The following is a 22,824-nucleotide window of genomic DNA, read 5'->3' as shown; positions in this document are numbered from 1 at the left end:
CACATGGCCCTGGTTTTCCGTTTCGCGGCCCGTTCTGATGTTGGAAAGGTCCGCGCCAAGAATGACGATTCCGCCTACGCTGGGCGCTACCTGGCAGTTGTGGCTGACGGCATGGGTGGGCACGCGGGCGGCAACATCGCGTCGGCCTCAACCGTCCTGGATCTGGTGCACCTTGACCGGAAAGACTACGACGGCGACGCCGGTACCCACCTAGCAGACGAAATCCAGACCGCCAATTCGCTCCTGTCCGAATTGGTGAGCACCAACCCCCAGCTGGCCGGGATGGGGACAACCGTCACCGCTCTGCTCCTCAATGGTGAGAAAATCTCGTTTGCTCATATCGGTGACTCTCGCGCCTACCGCTTGAAGGATGATGTCTTCGAGCAGATAAGCGTCGACCACACCTTCGTGCAACGACTCATTGAGGAGGGTCGGCTCAGACCGGAGGAAGCAGAAATCCATCCGCACAAGAACGTTTTGATGCGGGTTCTAGGCGACGTCGACGCCAGTCCGGAGTTGGACCTGACCACCTTGGATGCGGCGCCCGGTGAACGGTGGCTGCTCTGCTCTGACGGGCTGAACGCTGTCCTGAATGACACCACTATTGAACGTGTCGTTCGGGAAACGCCTAACCTCTCAGCCTGCGTTAATAGCCTCGTTGACCTGACACTGGCTGGCGGTTCCCCGGACAACGTCACCATCGTTGTAGTTGACGTGGATACTGCAACCCCCGAGGATCTGCGCACTGCCGCCCTCACCGCACTCCCGCCCGCCCGGGAAGCGGCGGGAGAAAAAGACGGTGAGGCTTCTCCCTCCGACGAAGAATTACCCGGTGCCACCATCAGGGCTGACGTCATCCGCGAGGACCTGTCCTCACGACCCCACACTCTGGTGGGTTCAGCAGCATTAGCTACCGAAACAGGTCAGATCCCAATCGTCACCCAGAGATCCACAGAACGGCGTGCGGCCATGATGCTCACGCACAAGGCGCCCCCTGCTGACACGGACGACGACGATACCGATGACGACCCTGGACCCCGCCGCCGGCGGCGCTGGCTGCTGCCGGCCGCCCTGGCTCTGATGGCGCTTATTCTCGCCGCGGTTCTCTCGCTGGGCTACGTGTGGACCCAAACGCGCTACTACGTCGCGACCTTCGACAACAATGTGGCCATCTACAACGGCGTGGCACAGACCCTCGGACCATTTCCGCTGAGCCATCTTGATCAGACCACCGACATCCCCGTCTCCAACCTTCCGGAGTTCCAGCGCAACCGCCTGGAGAATACGCTCGCTGCAAGGGACCTACAGCATGCGCAGGACATCGTCGAGGACCTCAGACAGTCCCTGCGTGCGTTGCCTTGCCCGCCTGCGAGCGACCCGGACCAGTCCGGGAATACAGCATCACCCGAAGCGGCACCACCGGAATCATCACCCGCTGCTAGGCCGACGACGGGCACCTCGGCCACAGCCGAAGCCGCACCGGGAGAACCCGCCCTATGCGGAGAGAGAATCCCATGAGTGACCTCTTCACAGTCCCAAAATCCCGGCGCAATGTCGAAGCGCTCCTGCTGCTGGTGGCCCTGACGGTAGCCATCGGGGCCAACTGGCTCGTCGGTCTGGACAAGGACAATCCATTCGACTCCGCCTTTTGGTTACAGGGCGGAACGCTGGCCGCGCTTGCACTGATTTTCCATGTGGTGCTTCGGGTCCGCGCGAAATATGCAGATCCGGTAATGCTTCCGATCGTGATAGCGCTCAATGGAATCGGACTGGCGATGATCTACCGGTTGGACCTGGCTCTTCCATCCAGTTCGCAGCCGGTCGCGCCAAGCCAATTTCTCTGGACAACCGTGGCCATGGGGGCATCTATCGCAACCCTCCTGGTCATCCGCGACCACCGCATACTTCGCCGATTTACCTATATCTCCCTCATCGTCAGCGCCGCGCTGCTGATGCTCCCGCTCACCCCGCTCGGTGTGGAGATCAACGGCGCCCGCATCTGGATCAACGTGGGTGTAGGGACGTTCCAGCCGGGCGAAGTTGCCAAGATTACGCTCGCTATATTCTTCGCGGGGTATCTATCTACCAACCGTGATCTCATTCTGCTTGCCGGGAAGAAGCTCGGTCCACTGCAGTTGCCGCGGTTCCGCGACCTTGCCCCCATGGTCGCCGCCTGGCTGGTGAGCATCGGTGTCCTGATCTTCCAGCGTGACCTCGGTTCTTCGATCCTTTTCTTCGGTCTCTTCATGGCCATGATCTACGTCGCCACGTCGCGCGTCAGCTGGGTACTGATCGGCCTCGCAATGATCGCGGTGGGAGGCTTCGTTGCCCTGCAGCTATTCAGCCATGTCGCCCTGCGCATTGATAGCTGGATCAACGCGTTCGAACCCGAGGTGTTCAACCGTAATCCCGGCGGCAGCGGACAGGTTGTCCAGGGTCTCTTTGGGCTTGCGAACGGCGGGCTGGCGGGTACCGGGCTTGGCCAGGGCCGGCCCGACCTCGTGACTTATGCCAACAGCGACATGATAATTGCCGCCCTCGGCGAAGAGCTGGGCCTGATCGGGCTCTTCGCCATAGTGCTGCTGTACATCCTGCTCATCTCACGGGGCTTCCGTGCGGCTCTTGGCACCCGTGACGGCTTCGGAAAGCTCCTCGCCTGCGGCCTGTCGTTCACCATCGCGCTCCAGTGCTTCGTGGTTATCGGCGGAGTAACCCGGCTGATCCCGCTCACCGGACTAACCACGCCCTTCATGTCTGCCGGTGGGTCTTCCCTCCTCGCGAACTGGATCATCGTCGCCCTGCTCCTGCTCATTTCCGAGACCGCCCGTCGGCCGGCGATCAAAGGTCCGGTACGCGAGACGTTCCCCGAGGGCAAGCAAGATCGCAATTCCCCAGCCAAGGACAACATCAGGGAGGTCAGCGCATGAACCAGGCCATCCGACGCTCCTGGATCGTAGCCATCAGCATGTTTGCGCTGGTCCTCGGTTCGCTCACCTACGTCCAGTTCTTTCAAGCGAGCGCGCTGGAAAACAATGACTGGAACACACGTCAGATTCTCCAGGATTACGGCAAGAACCGCGGCGCGATTTTGGTGGACGGGCGTCCGATCGCCGAATCGGTTCCGTCCAATGACCAGTTCAATTATCAGCGCGTGTACAACCAGCCGGCCATGTACGCCCATCTCACCGGCTTCTTCTCGTTGGTCAACGGGTCCACCCAGTTGGAGAACGTCATGAACGAGGAACTCTCAGGGAGCAGTGACGATCTCTTCATTGACCAGGTGGTGCGCCTCTTCTCCGGTGCCCAGGCTCAGGGTGCCTCCGTCGAGCTGACCATTGATCCGCAACTGCAGCAGATGGCGTGGGAGATGATCCCCGAGGGCCGGACCGGATCGATCGTGGTGATGGAGCCGACTACCGGGAACATCCTGGCGATGGTGTCCAAGCCTTCCTACGACCCCAACCTGCTCGCGGCACATGACACGTCCGTGGTGGTGCAGAACATCGAGCAGCTCTCGCAGGTACCGGGCCTGTCCATCTATTTCAACCCGGCCACCCAGTCGCTGGTTGCTCCCGGCTCGGTTTTCAAATTGGTGGTGGCAGCCGCAGCACTGGAAAGCGGTCAGTTCGATGCTGAGTCCACCATTCCGAATCCGCCGGTGCTTGATTTGCCGGATACCGACGTTGGGCTTCCCAACTTCACGACGGGCGGTTGTATGGCTCGGGCCACCGCTGACCTCGCGTTCGCGTTGGAGCAGTCCTGTAACACCCCGTTTGCCCAGATCGCCTGGGAACTCGGTGAGGACGCGGTGCTCGAGCAGGCGGAAAAGTTCGGTTTCGGAGAGAGCTTCAACGTGCCGGTCGACGTCGCGGCAAGCCAGTTCCCCACTGGGTTGAACGACGCACAACTCGCCCAGTCAGCGATTGGCCAGTTCAGCGTTGCAGTGACACCGCTCCAGATGGCCATGGTGAGCGCCGCGATCGCCAACGACGGCGTTCTGATGAAGCCAAATCTGGTGAAAGCAGTCCGCGGACCGGATCTCTCCATTATCGAAGAACCCGAGCCGGAGGTGCTGCGGGAGGCACTCAGCGCCGAGAACGCCAATCAGATCACCGAGTGGATGGTCAACGTGGTGGAGAACGGTACTGCACGAAACGCAGCGGTTCCCGGCGTGCAGGTGGCCGGCAAGACAGGCACGGCGGAGGTCGCCGAGCAGGGGGACAACGCCTGGTTCACCGGCTTCGCGCCGGCGGACAATCCCGAAGTAGTGGTCTCCATCGTCATGCAGGACGTCGACATCGCGACAGGTGCCCAGCTAACAAGTCCAAACGCTAAGAGACTCATAGAGGCGGTGTTGAATAGGTGAGACCTACTTCAGGTATCACATTAGGCGGCAGGTTCCAGCTCACTGATCGCATCGCCATCGGAGGCATGGGGGAGGTCTGGAAGGCACGGGACCAGGTGCTCGGACGCCTTGTGGCCATAAAGATTCTGAAAGAGGAATACACGGGTGACCCCGGCTTCCTCAACCGCTTTCGTGCTGAAGCCCGTCACACCGCGCTGCTTAACCATGAGGGCATCGCAAACGTCTTCGACTACGGCGAGGAAGGTGGCTCGGCCTACCTCGTAATGGAGCTCGTTCCCGGCCAACCGCTGTCCAGCATCATCGAACGCGAACAGATCCTGGCACCGGACAGGGCGCTCTCCATCATCGGCCAGACCGCCACCGCGCTCAGCGTCGCGCACCGCCAAGGACTCGTGCACAGGGACGTCAAGCCCGGGAACCTTTTGATCATGCCGGACGGCCGGGTCAAGATCACGGACTTCGGAATTGCGCGTCTCGCTGACCAGGTGCCGCTCACTGCAACAGGTCAGGTGATGGGTACTGCCCAGTACCTGGCACCCGAGCAGGCAACCGGCCAGCCCGCGACCGGCTCCAGCGATATTTATGCGCTCGGGGTCATCGGCTACGAGTTGCTCGCGGGACGCCGTCCGTTCTCGGGTGAATCGCAGATCGCTATCGCCCTCGCGCAGGTCAACGATGCTCCGCCTGACCTGCCCGAGAGCATTCCTCATCCGGTCCGCGCGCTCATTGCGAGCATGTTGGCCAAAGACCCTGCTGACCGCCCGCCGAACGCGGAAGCCCTCGCTGAAGCGGTTGCAGCCATCCGCCGCAACGACGTTCGTGCGGCCGAGGCCGCCGTACCCGGCATGCTGCTGTTCACCGACTCCACGGGCCCGCTCACCACGCCGGTCCCGGCGCCCACCAGTGCTACCCGCGTTGTACCTGCCACGACGACGTCTGCCTTACCCACCGTCGCGGGTGCCGGCGCAGTAGCCGCCTCCCGCGAGTGGTCCGAGGAAGACATCGACGAGGAAGTTCCACCTGCGGAAGAATCGCGAGGGCGCAGCCCCTGGCTGATTCCGCTGATCATCCTGCTCGTGCTGGCTGCGCTGGCGCTTGCCGGATTCCTGCTGGCACCGCTGTTGGCTGGGGGTGACGACGACGACCCCGCCGCCGCGCCCACCACCTCTGCGTCCCAATCGCCATCTCCGACCGAGAGTGAGAGCCCGACGCCGGAGGAAACCACTCCGGAACCGACTACGGAGGCGCCCACAACGCCGGAAGCCATCGTGGTGGACGCAGCTGCCTACCAGGGCCGGCCCATCGAAGTCGTGGTGGCCGAGCTGAACTCTCTCGGATTCTCCGTCGACCAGCAGCCGGAAGTCACCGATGAGTTCGAGCCAGGAATAGTACTGAACCTCAATCCCGTCGGTCCCCTCCCGCCCGGATCCCAAATCACGGTTACCTTCGCGGAGGCCCCAGAAACCCTCACCATTCCATCGGGTCTTCAGGGCGCCACCGAAGAAGAACTTCAGCAAACCCTTGCCGATCTGGGGTTGAGTGCCGTCCGTTCCGGCACTGAAGAATCCAACCAGGAAGAAGGCACCGTCCTGTCAGTGGATCCGGCGGAAGGAACCGAGGTGGAGCCCGGCAGTACGGTGCGTTACGTCGTTTCCTCGGGTCCCGAAGAAACCGAAGCACCGCCGGCGATTGGACCTGGTCAGACCCCGCCGGGCCAGGACCAGCCCTAGAAGGCATGTGAAGGGGTACCAGGTGAGCAGCGAGAGAATTCTCAACGGGCGCTACGAGCTGGGCGAGCTGATCGGCCGCGGCGGGATGGCTGACGTCCACCTTGGGCGCGACATCCGGCTTGGCCGTACCGTGGCGATCAAGGTGCTGCGTCAGGATCTGGCCAGAGACCCCCTGTTCCAGTCCCGTTTCCGTCGTGAAGCCCAGGCTGTAGCGGGATTGAACCACCCCACGATTGTGTCCGTCTACGACACCGGTGAGGAGGAGGTCGAGGGCCGGCACCATGATGACGTCCGAGTTCCATTCATCGTCATGGAGTATGTCGCCGGGCGAACCCTACGGGACCTTGTGAAAGCGGGGGACCTTACTCACGAGACCTCGATCGACTACATGCTGGGCGTCCTCTCCGCGCTCGAATACAGCCACCGCGCAGGAATAGTCCACAGGGATATCAAGCCGGCCAACGTCATGATCACGCCTGAGGGCCAGGTCAAGGTGATGGACTTTGGAATAGCGCGCGCGATCGCTGACTCGGCAGCCACCATGACCCAGACCCAGGCAGTGATTGGCACCGCCCAGTACCTCTCCCCTGAACAGGCCCGTGGCGAAACCGTGGACGCACGCAGCGACCTCTACTCAGCCGGTTGCCTACTGTACGAATTACTTACCGGCAGACCGCCTTTCGTCGGCGACAGTCCAGTCTCAGTCGCATACCAGCACGTCCGGGAAGCTCCGACGCCGGCGCGCGAGCTCAACGACAGCATCCCGTCCGAGATCGAGTCGGTGCTTCACATCGCCCTTGAGAAGGACCGGGCCCAGCGCTTCCAGAGCGCGGCTGACTTCCGGTCGGCGCTGCTGGACGCCCGCAACGGCATCCGTCCCGCCGGACCGGACGCTCCCACTGAAGCCATCGCTGCCGTTTCCTCGCGAAGGGAGGACCCAGCGCCGCAGACAAGAACCATGGCCAGGGCGCTGGCCGTCGAGAGCGTGGCCGCCGGATCACTTGAGGAAGGTGAGGAGACGGGCTCGCTTCCCGTCACGCATGCGACGCAAAATCGCCGCGACGCCGAAGAGCGGCGGCGTTCACGCCGGCGCAGCTGGATTGCGGTGCTGCTCGTGCTTCTGGCGTTGCTGTTGTCGGCCGGTGGGGTCGCACTCTTCGGAATTCTCAATTCCCAACCTGAGGAACCCCTCCTCACAGCGGTACCTGCTGTTGACTCGATGACTGAAACCGACGCAAGCAACGCCCTCACCGCCGTCGGACTCCGTCCGCAGGTGGAACTCGAGTTCCACGACGAGGTGGAGTCAGGCCTTGCGATCGGCACCGATCCAACCGCAGGCAGCGAGGTGGAACCCGATTCCCTGGTCACGCTGCAGATCTCCAAGGGTCCAGCCACCCGCACCATCCCCGAAGAGATCTTCCAGATGACGGAGTCATCAGCACGGGATGAGCTGCAATCGGTCGGTTTGCGCGGCGGCACGGTGAGTGAAGCGAACAGCGCAACCGTTCCGGTTGGACGCGTGATTGCCACCGAACCGGCGTTGGGGTCATCCGTGCCGGCAGACTCGGAGGTGAACCTCGTGCTCTCCACCGGCCAGGTGACCGTTCCGCGGGTAGTCGGGCTACCCAGCGAAGAAGCCGTGGCCATTCTTGAAGACCCGGCCCGCGCGCTGGTGCCGCGGATTCAGGAGGAGCCGAATGCCGTCGTCGCACCCGGCCTTGTAGTAAGGCAGGAACCGGCGGAGAACGTCGACGTTGCGCCCGGCAGCGAAGTGGTGATCTATGTCGCCACAAGGCCGCCAGAGGAACCGCCCGCCGAGGAAGAACCCGCTGAAGAAGAACCTGAAGCCTCGGCGACTCCCAGCACCACACCGCCCCCTCCCACAGAGGAGGAGACCGGTAACCAGGGACGCGGTCGGGGTCAGGGCAATAACGGCGGGTAGTAGCAGCCGCTGAAGAACTAGGAGCCCGACTGCTGATGAATCAGAGGGCTCAGCATAGCTGAGCGCTCTGCGGCACCAGCCAGACCAACCTGCTCCAGCCAATTGCCGAGCATGCGGTAGCCTCCTTCGGTAAGCACCGATTCCGGGTGGAACTGCACGCCGCACAATGGTGCAGAGCGGTGCTCGAGGCCCATAATTACGCCACTGGCCGTTCGCGCCGTGACACGCAGTTCAGCGGGAACATCACCGACGGCAGCCAGCGAGTGGTAGCGGGTGGCCGTCAGGGGCGAGTCCAGGCCCTCGAAGACGTTGGTGGAGTCGTGCTCCACAAGCGACGTCTTGCCGTGCATCAGTTCCGGCGCGTGCGTGACCGACCCACCGTAAGCCTCGGCGAGTGCCTGATGGCCCAGGCACACGCCCAGCATCGGCTTGCCGTTCTCGCCGCACCACTTGATCAGGTCGATACAGACGCCTGCCTCTGCGGGAGCGCCGGGCCCGGGGGAAATGAGGACGCCGTCGCGGGCTTCCGCCAGTGCGATCGCGTCGGCGAGCGTGACATCGTCGTTTCGGACAACGGTGGTCTCCGCGCCGAGTTCCTGCAGGTAACCGACAAGGGTGTACACAAAGCTGTCGTAGTTATCAACAACCAGAATGCGGGTGGGGCTGCTCATGGTCAGGTACCAATCGTTGAATCGGTCAAGGGGCTGAATTGGGAGAGCCAGGGGAAGACCCAGCTCACCAGGACGGCTACGGCTGCTGCGGCGATCAGAATTGACCAGATTATGCGCAACCAGAGCGGCCCCGGGAGGTGACGGAAAATGAATGCGTACATCAGGCGGCTCCCTGGATAACGCCGGCTACCTGCGCCGCGATCTCGTCCGGCGGACCGTCGTCCAACGGCCGGAACGAGTCCATCATCGCGTAGGCAATGATCCGTTCCTGTGCTCCGAAGCGCGGGTTGCAGCTGGTGAGGGTGAGTATCCGTTGTTCGGGTTCAACCCCGGGTTGCGTTGGAACGGGCGCCAGAACGTCCACACGATCAGGCAGCACAATCTGTGTGTTGCGGTAGACGTAGGTGTAGTACCCGTCCTGTGTCTGCACGTACATCCGGTCCCCCGGCACCAGGGTGTGGATATTGTCGAGGACAGCACCGTTGGTTTGGCGGTGGCCCGCCAGAGCGAAGTTGCCGATCGCACCCGGCATACCGGTCTCCGGGTAGTGCCCGAGACCCAGGTTGTCGAGTACCGCCGTAGTTACACCGCTGGTCACCGGTCGGGTGTAGTCGTCGCCGAAACGAGGAATGTGAATAACCGCGAACGTCTCGCCGGCCGCCCTCTCTCCGAGCACCGGAATCTCGTTGGGTGCCGACGGTTGAGGGGCATCCACGGCCTCCGGAGGAGCGGACTCTCCACCGAGGTCCGCGAGGAATTCCTCCACAGCCTGGTCCTGCTTGGCGTTCGATTCAACGTTCGTCCACCAGAGCTGCCAGGCGACGAACAGCAGGAGAATCACACCGGCCGTCATGAGCAACTCACCGATCACCTGAGCAGCGATCTGAAGGACACTACGACGACGACGGGCAGCGGGCAGGCGCCGAGAACGGTCACGGCGGGCCACCGCGATGCCTCCGCCGAGGTTGCTCAAGCCTTCTCCCTGCTTACGGATATGTTGCCGGGCGTCGCGGCGCCGGTTCATTAGCTAGAATGGGCAGCTAGAACCGCGCCGATGACGATCGTGTTGTCTCAGGATAACTGGTGTCACCGCTGCAGTCCGAGCCTGTATGACCGCAAACACAGTGGCTGGTAACCCAGCGCACCGTCTAGGAGGATCCGTGCCCGAGTCGAAGTCCCGCAAGAAGCAGGTCGAGTCGAGGACGCGCGCGGCTGCGGAACCGAAGCCCAATCCGGTTTGGTTCAAACCGGTGATGTTCGGGCTGATGCTTCTCGGCCTGCTATGGATTCTGGTGTACTACATTTCCGAGGGACGCTTCCCGATCCCGGAGATCGCATCATGGAACATCCTCATCGGGTTTGGAATCGCGATTGCCGGCTTCCTCATGACCACGCGCTGGCGCTGACGGGCTCCCCGGTTCAGGCTCTCAAACCCAGCCTCGCCATAATGCTGTCAGTGACCTCCACAGGCGTGCCGACATTCTCGACAATCAGCCCTTGCTCGTCTTCCTGAAGAGGTTCGAGGGTGCTGACCTGTGAGGGCAACAGAGATTCAGGCATGAAGTGGCCGATCCGCGTCTTCATCCGTGACCGGATGATTTCGAGGTCTCCCAGCAGATGCACGAATCGCACATCCCCGTCCGCGGCCGCAAGGACGTCCCGATAGCGTCTCTTCAGGGCCGAGCAGGTAACGATGGTGGACTCACGTTTCGCGGTCTTGTCGCTGATCCACCGAGCGATCGCTTCAAGCCATGGTGCCCGGTCTTCATCGGTCAGGGCTATGCCTTGGCTCATCCTGTCGATGTTCTCGACGGAGTGGAATTTGTCAGCTTCTGCGTAGACCCAGCCCAGGCGCTCAGACAGGGCGGTGGCGATGGTCGTTTTGCCCGATCCGGACACCCCCATGATGATGAGATGCATTGGTGGTTCCATGTCGTCTCCTCGACCCCCTCGTCGCACGGCCTAGTGATGCACCGCATCTATCCTCTCAGACAAAGGTATCACCTTTCAGGGAAAGGATAGTACCTTTGAACTGCCGTTGCACTCCCGGCATATCCTGATTTCATCCTCGCCCCCACCGTCGGAAAGGTCCACCAGTGGCGCTGTCTTCGCAAGGCCCGGCACCGGTAGCGGCTGTGATGTATAGCGGCATCATCGAGGAGCTCGGAAGGAGCATCGTCAGCGGTGGGCTGTCAACCGGGGAACGGTTGACGATTGAAGCGCTGCAGCAGCGCTTCGGAGTTTCCCGGACCGTAATACGGGACTGCATGCGCATCCTCGAATCAATGAACCTGGTCTTCAGCAAGCGCAGGGTCGGGATTGTGGTCCAGGCACCCCGGCACTGGAACGTGTACGACGCGCGGATCATCCGCTGGCGGCTGGAGGGCACTTCCCGCGCGCGGCAGTTCAAGAGCCTGACGGAACTGCGCTGCGCCGTCGAGCCGCTTGCTGCGGCAGGAGCAGCCCGCAACGCGACCGGGGAACAGCGTACCGCCGTCGTCAATCTAGCCGCTCAGATGCGCACGCTCGGCGAGGAGGGCCGGCTAGAGGAGTTCCTCGCCGTCGATGTCGAGTTCCACGCGTTGCTCCTGCGTGCCAGCGGCAACGAGATGTTCTCTGCACTTGACGGCGTCGTCTCGGAAGTCCTGCGCGGCAGGACCAATCAGGGGCTCATGCCCCGCAAACCGCGGGAGCATGCCCTCGCCAGTCACGAAGCCGTCGCCGCCGCGATCGCCGCCGCCGATTTCCTCGCTGCTGAAGCAGCGATGCGGGAACTGCTGGCCGAAGTGCGGGAAGCCATCACCTGAGCCCGGAGTAAGTGCAGTAATGGTGGAGAACGCGTCATACACACGTTGTGCACCGAGTTATCCACAGCTGTGTGTAACTTAGAGCGACCTTCAAGCATTCGCCGCGTGAATGTACGGTTCGCTTATCCACATCTGTGGAATTACATGTGTGTAAGTTTTCCCCGTTGTTGATAAACCCTGTGGATAACTAGGCCGGCAGTGCGACCAGATTTGCTCCGACAAAGGTCAAGGCAATCAGCACGAGCGTCAGGGCTGCCAGAGCTGACCAATGGATCAAAGGCCGCTTCGAGCCGCGCGGTGTGTAGGCGATGATGGCCGCGGCCGCGCTCCCGGCGAGGAGGCCACCCAGATGCGCCTGCCAGGAAATTCCCGCCACAACGAAACCGAGAACGGTGTTGATGGCGATCAGCACTGCCAGCTGCCGAATGTCGCCACCGCGCCGACGCTGCACGATCAGCATGGCGCCGAAGAGTCCGAAGACAGCCCCTGATGCTCCAACCACGCCCTGGAGAGGATTGGTGAGCAGGAGAACGGCAACCGAGCCGCCAAAGGCTGCGATCAGGTACAAAGCCAGGAACCTTGCCCTTCCCAGCAGAGGTTCCAGCGCCTGACCTATAATCCACAGCGCGTACATGTTGAAGCCGATGTGGAGCAGGAATCCGGTGGAGTGCAGGAACGCGGCTGTAATCATGCGCCAGGGCTCCGGAGTGATTATTTCCGAGGTGTATATGCCCGCGTACGCCAAAGCATCGGTCACACCAGGGACGGCGAGTTGTGCGAGAAAGAGAGCCACGCAGGCTCCAATCAGCGAAAGTGTCACCACAGGCCGACCCTGCCGGACCGTTCCGCCGAAAACAGTCCTGGTGGTTGGAGCGTTGCGCTGCGCCTCGCGCACGCAGTCAACACACTGAATCCCGACGGCCGCCGGACGCTGACACTCCGGGCAGGCTGGCCTGCCGCATCGTTGACACCGCACATAACTCACCCGGTCAGGGTGACGCGGGCATACGGGAACGTCCTGGTCCGGCTGGCCCGCCGGGACTCCATAGGTCATGGGGCGCTAGGCCTGCTCGATGGTGATGCTGTTGATGACGACGTCCTCGAGCGGCCGGTCACGGCCGTCGGTGGGGATGGCGTTGAGCTGGTCGACGAGGGCGCGTGACGCCTCCTCCTTTACCTCACCGAAGATGGTGTGCTTGCCCTGAAGCCAGGTGGTGGGAACCGAGGTGATGAAGAACTGTGATCCGTTGGTTCCGCGACCGTTCTGCAGACCGGCGTTGGCCATGGCCAGCTTGTAGGGGGTACTGAAGTCGAGATCGGGGTTGATTTCGTCGTCGAACTGGTAGCCCGGGCCGCCGATCCCCTGGCCCAGTGGATCGCCGCCCTGGATCATGAAGTCCTGGATGACACGGTGGAAGACGGTGCCGTCGTAGAGGGGCGCGTTGGTTTCCTCTCCCGTGCCCGGGTGGGTCCACTTGATTTCGCCGGTAGCCAAGCCAATGAAATTCTTCACCGTCTTGGGAGCGTGGTTTCCGTAGAGCTCCACCTTGATGTCACCGAGGCTCGTGTGAATGGTTGCGTTTGCAGTTGCGATAGCTGTCATGGGCTCCATTCTTTCACGCAGAGGCGGTGTAAACCCCCGAAGCACCGGGTTCCGCGCACAGTGAAAATGCTGTGAAATCAACCTTTGGATAGCACTGACCTCCGGATAGCACGTAGGCTGACTAAGAACAGTCACTATCCTTGGGAGGTAGTTGTGAAGAAATCCGCAACCGTTGTCCGCACCATCGAAAACAATGTTCTGATGGGCGTTGGCACTGCACGGGGTTGGGCCACGCCACGAGTGGATGCCGCAAAGGGTTGGGTTGCTCCGCGCATCGAACGAGGAATCGAAACGGCCTCACCGAAGATCCAGCAGGGTGTCAACCGCGCAACGCAGGGTCTGTCGGAAGGCATCGCCGTCGTCACCCCACGAATCCAGGAGAGCCTGGACAGGGTGGGACCCCGTATCAACCAGATTGTCGATGACACCGCTCCGCGCATACAGGGTACTTTGGACCGTGCAACTCCGGCGATCCATAACGCCCGTGACCGGGTCGTGGGCGAGTACATCCCCGCCGTGTCCTACCGTCTTGGTGACGCCGCCGATTCAGCGTCACGCACCCTCGCCGCTGTTACCGTCCCAGCCGGTGTTGCCGGTGTCGTCACGAAAGTGACCGGTGACAAGAAGGCCGTGAAGAAGTACCAGAAGGCCGCGGTTGAGGCAGCTCAGCGTGCCGCAAAGGATCTCAAGCGCAGCAAGCGAAGCAAAGGTAACAAGGGCTGGCTCATCGCCGGCATTGTCGCTGCAGCTGTGACCGCCGGTATCGCCATCTGGCGCGCTTCCCAGCCTGTCGAAGATCCGTGGAAAACCCCGGCTCCAGTGGAACCGAAGCCGACTTTCGACGCGACGCAGAAGGACGAGAGCACGGAGGCTCTCACCGACATCAGCGAAGCCGCGGACCGCGCGGCGGAGAAGTCGAACGATGACACCGCGCCGAAGGGGCCCGCCGTCTAACTCGCTTCCCATCCCTCTTCAAAGCGGGAAAGATCCTCACATGGGTGGATCTTTCCCGCTTTTTCGATTTCTCCAGCGTGAGCGTCACCGGCTGATGATAGATTTACCGCCGTGCACCCCGTGAAGCCGTCCGTGTCGATCGTGATTCCGGCGTACAACGAAGAAGTCGTCATCCGCCAATGTCTCATCGCCGCCATCTACCAGTCCATGCCGGCCCACGAGATCCTGGTCGTCAGTAACCGCTCCACCGACCGTACGGCGGACATCGTCCGCCAGATGCAGCTTGAGTACCCAGAGAGCCCGATTCATCTGCTCGAACAGAATGACGTGCAGGGGCTCATACCCACCCGAAATTACGGCCTGGACCGTGCCTCGGGCGATGTCCTGGGAAGAATTGATGCGGACTCCGTCCTGGAGCCGGACTGGGTCGAGACGGTCCAGGCCGGCTTCAGCGACCCGGAGGTCGCCGCAGCCACGGGCCCGGTCGTTTACTACGACATGCCGATGCGACGCTGGGGTCTGAAAGCTGACGACAAAATGCGCCAGCTGGTCCTCAAGCTCGCACGCAACCAGTACCACTTCCTGTTCGGTTCCAACATGGCGCTACGCAGGACAGCATGGGAGCAGATCCGTGAGAACACCTGCCGCGATGAGAAGGATGAAATGCATGAAGACATCGACATCTCCCTGCATCTCGCTGAACAGGACCTGGTAATCCGCTACATCCCCACCATGGTCAGTGGAATGTCAGCCCGACGCCTTGAGAACTCACCCAAGGATTATCGCTACTACGTGACGCGGTTTGACCGCACCTACCGGGCTCACCAGATCGACAAGCGGGTCCTGAAGATTCCCATGCTCATCTTCATGTCCATTTACTACCCTGCGAAAGTCCTGCGCGCCGTACACACCGCGCGTTCTTCCCGGACCACAGCATCGCGCCGCTAACGCAGCCTTAAAACAACGAAGGGTTCCAGCCATAATCGCGGGAACCCTTCATTTTACGGTGGAGGCACGGGGACTCGAACCCCGAACCCCCTGCTTGCAAAGCAGGTGCGCTACCAATTGCGCCATGCCCCCGTAAAACGGAACCTGATCAGTATACCCCGATCATTGAGTGAAGTTTTACTCGACCGAATCGGTCGCGTTACTCCACACTTCTTTCTCCTTCTCGGACTCCTGCCACCGTTTATAGGCAAAGAGTCCTGCGACTGCAGCTGCCGCTACCAGCAACTTCTTCACAGTGCTCCTTCCTTGCAGTTTCCTGCCGGTTTCAGGATCCGTGGGCGTACCAGGACTTGAACCTGGGACCTCTTCGTTATCAGCGAAGCGCTCTAACCGCCTGAGCTATACGCCCCCGTACCTCATCGGGCCGAGATACGACTTTACAGCAGGCCCTCAGCGATCCACAAATTGAGGACCGCCGCAGGTCAGTCGTCCGTGAGCGTCACACCGATTCCGCCCACCAGAGTGGATGAGATGTTATACAGAACGGCCGAAAGCATTGCCAGTGCGGTCAGCAATACCACATTCACGACAGCGATAATCGTTGCGAAAGACACAACCTGGCCCAGGGATGCGAACTGGCGGAGGTCGAAGCCCGCTCCCTCGGATCCGGCAATCTCGCCCAGCAACTGGTTCACCCGGTCGAAGATGCCGGTGAGGTCAAGCACAGTCCAGATCACGATGGCCGCGACAACGGTCACGATACCGAGCGCTACGGAGAGCAGGAAGGCCATTTTCAGAACCGACCAGGGGTCGATCTTACTGACCAGCAGGCGAGCTTTACGTGCCTTGGCCTTGGGCGCGGGCTTGACCAGTCCAGGACGGCTTACGGTAGGCCTCTGCCCTGATGAGGCAGGGCGTTGCGTTGGCCGCGCGGGTGGATTGACCCGAGGTCCTCCGCCTGACGACCGCACGGCGCTGCCCGCAGTCGCGCGCGGATTTGAGTTGGCAGAACTCACTCGGAACCTCCAATATCGCTTGACTCAGCCTCCGGCTCAGCCGTCTCTTCTGTCGATAACGGTACTTCATCTCCCGCGCCCGGCGCAGGTTCAGCGTCATCCAGGCCCATCACGGGGATGTCATCATCAGCTGTCAATCCCCGTTCGGTGTTACGGGCCACGGCGATGATCCTGTCGGACTTGTCCGGCTTGGCAAAAATAACACCCATGGTGTCGCGGCCCTTTGCGGGAACGCCGGCAACCGCCGAGCGGACCACCTTGCCCCCGCCCATGACCACGAGCACCTCATCCTCTTCCTGCACGATGAGAGCGCCAACGAGATCACCACGCACTTCGGCAAGCTTCGCTACTTTGATGCCGAGTCCACCGCGGCCCTGCACACGATATTCATCGGCTTTGGTCCGCTTTGCGAAACCGCCTTCGGTCACGATGAAGACATAGGAGTCGTCGCTGACCACGTTCGCTGCCAGTAATTCATCCTCGTCGCGGAACTTCATGCCGGTAACCCCCGAGGTAGCCCTTCCCATCGGGCGTAGCGCTTCATCTGTGGCGCTGAATCGGAGCGACTGGCCCTTCCGCGAAACGAGCATCATGTCATCGGTTTCGGAAACGAGTTGGGCTGACACGAGCTCATCACCGTCGCGCAGGTTAATGGCAATCACACCCGCCGAGCGGTTTGTGTCGTAGTCCTCAAGGCGGGTCTTCTTGACCAGACCGCGCTTGGTAGCGAGTACCAGGTACGGGGACTGCTGGTAGTCCCGCAGGTCGAGAACCTGTGCAATAGTCTCGTCCGGCTGGAACGCGAGCAGATTGGCGACATGCTGACCCTTCGCATCCCGCGCAGCTTCGACCAGCTCGTAAGCCTTCGCACGGTATACACGTCCCAGGTTGGTGAAGAACAGTAACCAGTGGTGTGTAGTAGTCACGAAGAAGTGTTCAACGACGTCGTCGCCGCGCAGCTGCGCCCCGCGGATGCCCTTGCCGCCGCGGGCCTGCTGGCGGTAGTTGTCGCTACGGGTCCGCTTCACGTACCCGCCGCGGGTAATGGTGACCACCATCTCCTCTTCGGGGATGAGGTCTTCCATGCTCATGTCGGAGTCGTAACCCATGAGGATCTCGGTGCGCCGGTTGTCGCCATGCTTGTCGACGATTTCCTGCAACTCCGTCGAGACGATCTCGCGCTGCTGGACCTCGGAGGCAAGGATCTTCTTGTACTCGGTGATCTCAGACTCAAGTTTGGCGTGCTGGTCCTGGATCTTCTGCCGCTCAAGAGCCGCGAGCCGCCGCAGCTGCATGTCGAGGATCGCCTGCGCCTGAATTTCATCAATGTCCAGGAGCCCCATGAGGCCGTTACGTGCATCCTCCACGGTCGAGGACCGGCGAATGAGGGCGATGACTTCATCCAGCGCATCGAGGGCCTTGAGCAGTCCGCGCAGGATGTGGGCGGCTTCTTCGGCCTTGCGGAGACGGTACTGGGTCCTGCGGACGATTACCTCGAGCTGGTGCGTCACCCAGTGGCGGATGAAAGCATCGAGGCTGAGAGTGCGCGGCACCTCGTCGACGATCGCGAGCATGTTCGCACTGAAATTTTCCTGCAGCTGGGTGTGCTTGTAGAGGTTGTTCAGCACCACCTTGGCTACTGCGTCACGCTTCAGCACGACAACCAATCGCTGGCCCGTGCGCCCGGACGTTTCATCCCGGAGGTCCGCGATACCCGAAACCTTGCCGTCCTTGACGAGGTCGGCAATCTTGATCGCCAGGTTGTCCGGGTTTGCCTGGTAGGGCAGTTCGGTCACGACCAGACAGGTACGTCCCTGGATTTCTTCGACGTTGACCACGGCGCGCATGGTGATCGATCCACGGCCGGAACGGTAGGCATCTTCGATACCCTTATGGCCGAGAATCTGAGCGCCGGTGGGGAAATCAGGGCCTTTGATGCGCTGGATGAGGGCCTCTAGCAACTCTTCCTTGCTGGCTTCCGGATTCTGCAGGTACCACTGCACACCGTCGGCGACCTCGCGTAGATTATGCGGCGGGATGTTGGTGGCCATACCGACAGCGATGCCGGAGGAGCCGTTCACCAACAGGTTCGGGAAACGGGACGGCAGGATCGTGGGTTCCTGGTTCTTGCCGTCGTAGTTGTCCTGGAAATCGACTGTCTCCTCGTCGATATCCCGGACCATCTCCATGGCCAGCGGGGCCATTTTGGTCTCGGTGTATCGCGGGGCGGCCGCGCCGTCGTTACCGGGAGATCCGAAGTTTCCCTGGCCGAGAGCCAGTGGGTACCGCATGGTCCAGTCCTGGATGAGGCGGACCAGGGCGTCGTAGATCGCGCTGTCACCGTGCGGGTGGTACTGGCCCATGACTTCGCCGACGACGCGCGCGCACTTGTTGAATGAGCGGTCCGGGCGATAGCCGCCGTCGAACATGGCATACAGGACGCGGCGGTGGACCGGTTTGAGACCGTCCCTGACATCAGGCAACGCTCGACCGACAATGACCGCCATTGCGTAGTCCAGGTACGACCGCTGCATCTCCGTCTGCAGGTCCACCTGCTCGATTCGGTCGGTCAGCACGGTCCCTTCGACGGGTGTCTCGTCGCTGGGAACCTCAGGCGTTACTTCGTCACTCATCTAGTTCGTTCCATTTCGTGAATGCGTGTGAGGAACCGGTCGCTGAGACTCGCACAACCGGCCGGGTTTGCTCAACATCGATCAGATGTCGAGGAACCGTACGTCTTTGGCGTTCTGCTGAATGAAGTTGCGGCGTGATTCCACGTCCTCGCCCATCAGGACGGAGAAGATCTGGTCTGCTGCCGCGGCATCGTCCATGGTGACCTGCAGGAGTGTCCGGTTGTCCGGATCCATGGTGGTTTCCCACAGCTCGGTGTAGTCCATCTCTCCGAGACCCTTATAGCGCTGAATCCCGTTCTCCTTGGGGAGACGCTGGTTGTTGGCCAGGCCAATTTTGATGGTTTCATCCCGCTCACGGTCGCTGAAGACGTAGGAGTGGGCCGCATTGGACCACTTGATGCGATAGAGAGGCGGCTGTGCCAAATACACATAGCCGTTCTCGATCAGTGGCCGCATGTAGCGGAAAAGCAGTGTGAGCAGCAGCGTGGTGATGTGCTGGCCGTCGACGTCGGCATCCGCCATGAGGACGATCTTGTGGTACCGGGCCTTATTAACATCGAAATCCTCGCCGATTCCGGCTCCGAAAGCGGTGATCATGGCCTGGACTTCAGCGTTGCCGAGCGCACGGTCGAGCCGAGCTCGTTCGACGTTGAGGATCTTCCCTCGCAGCGGCAGGATCGCCTGCGTTTCGGGGTTCCGACCGCGAACTGCCGAACCACCTGCGGAGTCACCCTCCACAATGTAGATCTCGGATTTCGAAGGGTCCTTCGACTGACAGTCCTTCAGTTTGCCCGGCATACCGCCGGACTCCAGCAAGCCCTTCCGCCGGGTGGATTCGCGAGCCTTTCGTGCAGCCAACCGGGCCTGGGCCGCCTGGATGGACTTCCGGATAACATCGCGGGCCGGGCCGGGGTTACGTTCCAGCCAGTCACCCAGTTGATTGGTGACGACGCGCTGCACAAAGCCCTTCGCTTCGGAATTACCCAGCTTGGTCTTGGTCTGTCCTTCAAACTGGGGCTCTGACAACTTCACCGAGATGACGGCGGTAAGGCCCTCCCGGATGTCATCACCCGTGAGGTTGTCGTCCTTCTCCTTGATGATGTTCTTCTCCCGCGCGTAGCGGTTGATCAAGGAGGTCATTGCGGCGCGGAAACCCTCTTCATGGGTTCCGCCCTCGTGAGTGTTGATCGTGTTGGCGTAGGTGTGCACGCTTTCGGAATACGCCGTTGTCCATTGCATGGCCACTTCAACTGCGATGGACCTGTCGGAATCTTCGGTCTCAAAAGCAATGACGTCTTCGTGTATAACATCGACACGCTTCGACGAGTTCAGGTGCTTGACGTAGTCCAGCAGGCCATTCTCGTAGAGGTATTCCACATGTCGGTGCTTGTTCTCTTCCGACTGTTCAGCCGCGGCGTGTGCGGCGTCCGTGATCTCCTCGGTTTCCACCTCAGGCACGCGTTCGTCCACAAGGCTGATCCGCAAACCCTTATTGAGAAATGCCATCTGCTGGAAGCGTGCACGGAGGGTCTCGAAATCGAACTCCACCGACTCGAAGATGGAATCATCCGGGTAAAACGTCTGGGTGGTGCCGGTCCCGGAGGTTTCCTCACCCTTTTCGAGCTGGCCGACGGGCTTGCCGCCGTCCTCAAACGACTGCCGCCATACGTGGCCCTGGCGGCGAATTTCCGTGTCAACTCTGGAGGAAAGCGCATTCACAACGGAGATACCAACGCCGTGAAGGCCACCGGAGACGGCATAACCGCCGCCGCCGAACTTTCCGCCCGCATGCAGGATGGTCATGACCACTTCAACGGTGGGTTTACCCTCGGTCGGGTGCATGTCGACGGGGATGCCTCGACCGTTGTCGATAACCCGCACGCCGCCATCGGCAAGTAATGTCACCTTGATGTGGTCGCAGTATCCCGCAAGGGCCTCATCCACAGAGTTATCCACAACCTCGTACACGAGGTGATGCAGGCCGCGCGGACCCGTGGACCCGATATACATACCGGGTCGCTTGCGAACCGCTTCGAGTCCTTCGAGGACCGTGATGTCACTCGCGCCGTAACCCTTGGGTGCACCGGCGCCGCTCTCCGGCATTCCGGCAGATTCCACTTCGTTGTCGTTAGCCACGGACGCTGTCGACTCCTTGTTGTCCTAGTTTTGCCTAGTCTCAAAATGAAGGCATCCCCGTAAGGAATGCCTACGCGTCTTATTCTACCGTGCGGCCCCCTACAACTCCGCCTCAATTGCCCTCTAGCGCCGAATAAACCGGGATTTAAGCTCACAGCAGGGGGCCGCGTGGGGGCGTATACGTCCGCTGGGGTCCGCTCGACGCTGCACGCCGCTCGTCGAAGAGGTCACGGCCAGATCGGCAGAAAGCTACCCGTAAGTATCCCGGGGGCCGCGACCGCGAACTGATCGGCCTCCCTTACGCCAGGACGGAGCGGACGGGCCGACAACTTTCATGGCCGTGACAACACCGGAGCCCAACTCGTGTTCGAACCGCCGGAGGAGGTCAGGGCTGATCAATCTGAGCTGCGTTGCCCACGCTGTGGAATCACACCGCACGAGCACCGTGGTCTCGTGGAAACTCTCCGGAGTGCAGTGCGTCGCGATTTCGGGGCCGACGAGCTCGGCCCATCGCGCCATGACCGAACCCACTGCTACCGGCGAATTCCAGCCACGCTCGCTGAGCAAGCGCCCAAAGACTGCGCCCACTCCCTGCGGATCCCTCCCGGAATACGATTCCTGAAGTTTGGGGCGCCCTGCGCTGGTACCAGAACGACGACGGCGGGCGGCCGGCGCGCGAAAATCACCACGCGCTGCGGACGCATCCCGCAGGCGATTCAAGAGCAGCCGCGGCGCATCTCCAGCCGGGGCGTCCTCGGCGTCCGGTGGAAAAGGCGCAGCGCCGCCGTCGTCGTTTGATTCTTTGGCAGCGGCCGCTGCTGATTCATCCTCAGGCCGGTACTTCACTGAAGCCTCCCGGAACCACCAGGAACTGGCGGCCGTCCAGTGCGTCCGGCACGTCATCTCCGACTGCGGCAGTGACGAGTACCTGCTCGGCACCGGCAACGACCGATGCCAGCCGCTCGCGCCGCTCAGCGTCCAGTTCGGCGAACACATCGTCGAGGATGAGCACGGGAGTGGAGCCGGGAGTATGGTCATCGTCGGTGAGCAGATAGTACGACCCGAGGCGCAGCGCGAGTGCCATGGACCAGGTTTCGCCATGCGACGCGTATCCCTTCACCAGGGCACGACCGAGCATCAGCTCGACTTCGTCCCGATGCGGTCCCACAAGGGAAATGCCACGTTCGATCTCGCGCCGGCGCTGCTCCGCGATCACCGTCAGGAACCTGTCGGTGAGTTCTTCGATCGAAAGGGTGCTGAGATCCTCGGCGTTGGACGCCGGACGGTCGTCGTCATCGCCGACGGAACTCACCAAAGAGGAGCGGTACGCCGCGGCAGCGATTTTTGTACCGTCGGTCAACTCGCGATAAGCCTTCTGCACGTGCGGCAGCAGCCGGGTGAGAACAGCGAGGCGAGCATGAAGGAGTTGCGATCCGATCGCCGCCAAGTGCTGGTCCCATACCTCGAGCGTGGCCTCGTGTGCAGTGGTCAGCCTACCGCCCCGCAGCGACTTGAGCAGGGCGTTGCGCTGTTTCAGTACGCGCTCATAATCGGCGCGGACGCCCGCATGGTGCGGCACCAACTGAACCATGAGGTCATCAAGGAACCGACGCCGGTTCGAGGGGTCGCCTTTCACAAGCGCCAGGTCTTCAGGCGCAAACAGGACAGTTCGCAGTATTCCCGCGGCATCCCGGGCTCGTACCGGGTTCGCCCTGTTGATTCGCGCCCGGTTGGCGCGGTCGCCATTAATTTCGAGCTCCACGCTTGTAGCTTGTGCTCCGCGGACAAGGCGGCCACGGACCAGGGCCTTATCCGCGTCGAAGGCAATCAACGGCTTGTCCGTACTCACGCGATGCGATGACAGGGAGCCGAGGTATCCTATTGCCTCGACGATATTGGTCTTGCCGACCCCATTTGGGCCAACAAATACGGTTACCCCGGGCTCGAGCGCCACATCAAGCTGGGAATAGCTGCGGAAATCGGTCAGTGAGAGATGTTGAACGTACACCGCTGCTCGA

At 61.6% G+C, this 22,824-nt stretch carries 21 protein-coding genes and 2 tRNA genes; 9 read left to right on the top strand and 14 right to left on the bottom strand.

Going from position 1 to position 22,824, the window contains the following annotated elements; genetic code table 11:
* Window positions 1-3 precede the first annotated feature (3 nt).
* From AC4D1W_RS13650 to pknB, 5 genes are read left to right on the top strand one after another with little or no spacing between them, the layout of a single operon-like run.
* A complete protein-coding gene (locus tag AC4D1W_RS13650; protein WP_490899096.1) occupies window positions 4-1,518 on the top strand; it encodes a PP2C family protein-serine/threonine phosphatase in 1,515 nt (504 codons plus the stop codon).
* A complete protein-coding gene (locus AC4D1W_RS13645) occupies window positions 1,515-2,927 on the top strand; it encodes an FtsW/RodA/SpoVE family cell cycle protein (protein WP_490899094.1) in 1,413 nt (470 codons plus the stop codon). Before AC4D1W_RS13650 ends, AC4D1W_RS13645 begins: the two co-directional genes overlap by 4 nt.
* Window positions 2,924-4,366, top strand: a complete 1,443-nt coding sequence (locus AC4D1W_RS13640; RefSeq protein WP_490899093.1) for a peptidoglycan D,D-transpeptidase FtsI family protein — start codon at window positions 2,924-2,926, stop codon at window positions 4,364-4,366. Before AC4D1W_RS13645 ends, AC4D1W_RS13640 begins: the two co-directional genes overlap by 4 nt.
* Window positions 4,363-6,096, top strand: coding sequence for a protein kinase domain-containing protein (locus tag AC4D1W_RS13635; RefSeq protein ID WP_490891043.1), 1,734 nt, complete (start codon window positions 4,363-4,365; stop codon window positions 6,094-6,096). Before AC4D1W_RS13640 ends, AC4D1W_RS13635 begins: the two co-directional genes overlap by 4 nt.
* 22 nt (window positions 6,097-6,118) lie before the next feature.
* Entirely contained in the window at window positions 6,119-8,038 is a 1,920-nt protein-coding gene (pknB, locus tag AC4D1W_RS13630; RefSeq protein WP_490891042.1) for a Stk1 family PASTA domain-containing Ser/Thr kinase, read from the top strand.
* Window positions 8,039-8,055: 17 nt separating this feature from the next.
* Here pknB and AC4D1W_RS13625 read toward each other — a convergent pair whose 3' ends face one another.
* From AC4D1W_RS13625 to AC4D1W_RS13615, 3 genes are read right to left on the bottom strand one after another with little or no spacing between them, the layout of a single operon-like run.
* Window positions 8,056-8,709: an anthranilate synthase component II gene (locus AC4D1W_RS13625; RefSeq protein WP_490891041.1), complete on the bottom strand. Its 654-nt coding sequence runs from the start codon at window positions 8,707-8,709 to the stop codon at window positions 8,056-8,058.
* A 2-nt stretch (window positions 8,710-8,711) separates the two neighbouring features.
* Window positions 8,712-8,870, bottom strand: a complete 159-nt coding sequence (locus AC4D1W_RS13620) for a hypothetical protein (RefSeq protein ID WP_490899092.1) — start codon at window positions 8,868-8,870, stop codon at window positions 8,712-8,714.
* Complete coding sequence (locus AC4D1W_RS13615) at window positions 8,870-9,628, bottom strand: class E sortase (RefSeq protein WP_490899150.1); 759 nt, start codon at window positions 9,626-9,628, stop codon at window positions 8,870-8,872. Before AC4D1W_RS13615 ends, AC4D1W_RS13620 begins: the two co-directional genes overlap by 1 nt.
* Before the next feature lie 241 nt (window positions 9,629-9,869).
* On the opposite strand from AC4D1W_RS13615, the gene AC4D1W_RS13610 reads away from it, so the two are divergent.
* Window positions 9,870-10,115 (top strand): cell division protein CrgA, encoded by a 246-nt coding sequence (locus tag AC4D1W_RS13610; RefSeq protein ID WP_490891040.1) that lies wholly within the window; start codon window positions 9,870-9,872, stop codon window positions 10,113-10,115.
* A 13-nt stretch (window positions 10,116-10,128) separates the two neighbouring features.
* Here AC4D1W_RS13610 and AC4D1W_RS13605 read toward each other — a convergent pair whose 3' ends face one another.
* Window positions 10,129-10,641, bottom strand: a complete 513-nt coding sequence (locus tag AC4D1W_RS13605) for a gluconokinase (protein ID WP_490891039.1) — start codon at window positions 10,639-10,641, stop codon at window positions 10,129-10,131.
* Between the two features lie 164 nt (window positions 10,642-10,805).
* On the opposite strand from AC4D1W_RS13605, the gene AC4D1W_RS13600 reads away from it, so the two are divergent.
* Window positions 10,806-11,516: a FadR/GntR family transcriptional regulator gene (locus AC4D1W_RS13600; RefSeq protein WP_490891038.1), complete on the top strand. Its 711-nt coding sequence runs from the start codon at window positions 10,806-10,808 to the stop codon at window positions 11,514-11,516.
* A gap of 187 nt (window positions 11,517-11,703) precedes the next feature.
* On the opposite strand, the gene AC4D1W_RS13595 is transcribed toward AC4D1W_RS13600, so the two are convergent.
* Both AC4D1W_RS13595 and AC4D1W_RS13590 read right to left on the bottom strand, forming a co-directional pair.
* Entirely contained in the window at window positions 11,704-12,309 is a 606-nt protein-coding gene (locus AC4D1W_RS13595) for a rhomboid family intramembrane serine protease (RefSeq protein ID WP_490891037.1), read from the bottom strand.
* A 267-nt stretch (window positions 12,310-12,576) separates the two neighbouring features.
* Window positions 12,577-13,119, bottom strand: a complete 543-nt coding sequence (locus AC4D1W_RS13590) for a peptidylprolyl isomerase (protein WP_490891035.1) — start codon at window positions 13,117-13,119, stop codon at window positions 12,577-12,579.
* 153 nt (window positions 13,120-13,272) lie between these two features.
* Between AC4D1W_RS13590 and AC4D1W_RS13585 the strand changes: the two genes are divergently transcribed.
* Together AC4D1W_RS13585 and AC4D1W_RS13580 are read left to right on the top strand one after the other, a co-directional pair.
* Window positions 13,273-14,073: a hypothetical protein gene (locus AC4D1W_RS13585; protein WP_490891034.1), complete on the top strand. Its 801-nt coding sequence runs from the start codon at window positions 13,273-13,275 to the stop codon at window positions 14,071-14,073.
* Window positions 14,074-14,184: 111 nt separating this feature from the next.
* Window positions 14,185-15,021 carry a glycosyltransferase family 2 protein gene (locus tag AC4D1W_RS13580; RefSeq protein WP_490891032.1) on the top strand — a complete coding sequence of 279 codons (837 nt, stop codon included), beginning with the start codon at window positions 14,185-14,187 and terminating at the stop codon, window positions 15,019-15,021.
* Window positions 15,022-15,080: 59 nt separating this feature from the next.
* Here the strand turns inward: AC4D1W_RS13580 and AC4D1W_RS13575 are convergent.
* From AC4D1W_RS13575 to recF, 8 genes are all read right to left on the bottom strand, one after another.
* A tRNA-Ala gene (locus tag AC4D1W_RS13575) sits at window positions 15,081-15,153 on the bottom strand.
* 45 nt (window positions 15,154-15,198) lie between these two features.
* Window positions 15,199-15,315: a DLW-39 family protein gene (locus AC4D1W_RS13570; protein WP_490891030.1), complete on the bottom strand. Its 117-nt coding sequence runs from the start codon at window positions 15,313-15,315 to the stop codon at window positions 15,199-15,201.
* A 41-nt stretch (window positions 15,316-15,356) separates the two neighbouring features.
* Window positions 15,357-15,430 (bottom strand) — tRNA-Ile (locus AC4D1W_RS13565).
* Window positions 15,431-15,503: 73 nt separating this feature from the next.
* Complete coding sequence (locus AC4D1W_RS13560; RefSeq protein WP_490891029.1) at window positions 15,504-16,037, bottom strand: DUF3566 domain-containing protein; 534 nt, start codon at window positions 16,035-16,037, stop codon at window positions 15,504-15,506.
* The gene (gyrA, locus tag AC4D1W_RS13555; RefSeq protein ID WP_490891028.1) at window positions 16,034-18,670 is read right to left on the bottom strand and encodes a DNA gyrase subunit A; all 2,637 of its coding nucleotides are present in this window, start codon (window positions 18,668-18,670) and stop codon (window positions 16,034-16,036) included. The genes AC4D1W_RS13560 and gyrA overlap by 4 nt, the downstream gene beginning before the upstream one ends.
* A gap of 81 nt (window positions 18,671-18,751) precedes the next feature.
* Window positions 18,752-20,806 carry a DNA topoisomerase (ATP-hydrolyzing) subunit B gene (gene gyrB, locus AC4D1W_RS13550; RefSeq protein WP_490891027.1) on the bottom strand — a complete coding sequence of 685 codons (2,055 nt, stop codon included), beginning with the start codon at window positions 20,804-20,806 and terminating at the stop codon, window positions 18,752-18,754.
* Window positions 20,807-21,055: 249 nt separating this feature from the next.
* Window positions 21,056-21,652 carry a DciA family protein gene (locus AC4D1W_RS13545; protein WP_490891026.1) on the bottom strand — a complete coding sequence of 199 codons (597 nt, stop codon included), beginning with the start codon at window positions 21,650-21,652 and terminating at the stop codon, window positions 21,056-21,058.
* Window positions 21,636-22,814: a DNA replication/repair protein RecF gene (recF, locus tag AC4D1W_RS13540; protein WP_490899149.1), complete on the bottom strand. Its 1,179-nt coding sequence runs from the start codon at window positions 22,812-22,814 to the stop codon at window positions 21,636-21,638. The genes AC4D1W_RS13545 and recF overlap by 17 nt, the downstream gene beginning before the upstream one ends.
* Window positions 22,815-22,824 lie beyond the last annotated feature (10 nt).

It is taken from the genome of Arthrobacter sp. TJ-170 (assembly GCF_058269305.1).
Note: the sequence above shows the minus strand (reverse complement) of the source record. Positions and strands in the feature narration are given on the sequence as shown.

What these genes read in the sequence shown, in the direction of transcription:
- AC4D1W_RS13650 (WP_490899096.1), top strand. Translation starts at nt 4, where the DNA reads ATGGCCCTGGTTTTCCGTTTCGCGGCCCGTTCTGATGTTGGAAAGGTC.
- AC4D1W_RS13645 (WP_490899094.1), top strand. Translation starts at nt 1,515, where the DNA reads ATGAGTGACCTCTTCACAGTCCCAAAATCCCGGCGCAATGTCGAAGCG.
- AC4D1W_RS13640 (WP_490899093.1), top strand. Translation starts at nt 2,924, where the DNA reads ATGAACCAGGCCATCCGACGCTCCTGGATCGTAGCCATCAGCATGTTT.
- AC4D1W_RS13625 (WP_490891041.1), bottom strand. Translation starts at nt 8,709, where the DNA reads ATGAGCAGCCCCACCCGCATTCTGGTTGTTGATAACTACGACAGCTTT.
- AC4D1W_RS13620 (WP_490899092.1), bottom strand. Translation starts at nt 8,870, where the DNA reads ATGTACGCATTCATTTTCCGTCACCTCCCGGGGCCGCTCTGGTTGCGC.
- AC4D1W_RS13605 (WP_490891039.1), bottom strand. Translation starts at nt 10,641, where the DNA reads ATGGAACCACCAATGCATCTCATCATCATGGGGGTGTCCGGATCGGGC.
- AC4D1W_RS13590 (WP_490891035.1), bottom strand. Translation starts at nt 13,119, where the DNA reads ATGACAGCTATCGCAACTGCAAACGCAACCATTCACACGAGCCTCGGT.
- gyrA (WP_490891028.1), bottom strand. Translation starts at nt 18,670, where the DNA reads ATGAGTGACGAAGTAACGCCTGAGGTTCCCAGCGACGAGACACCCGTC.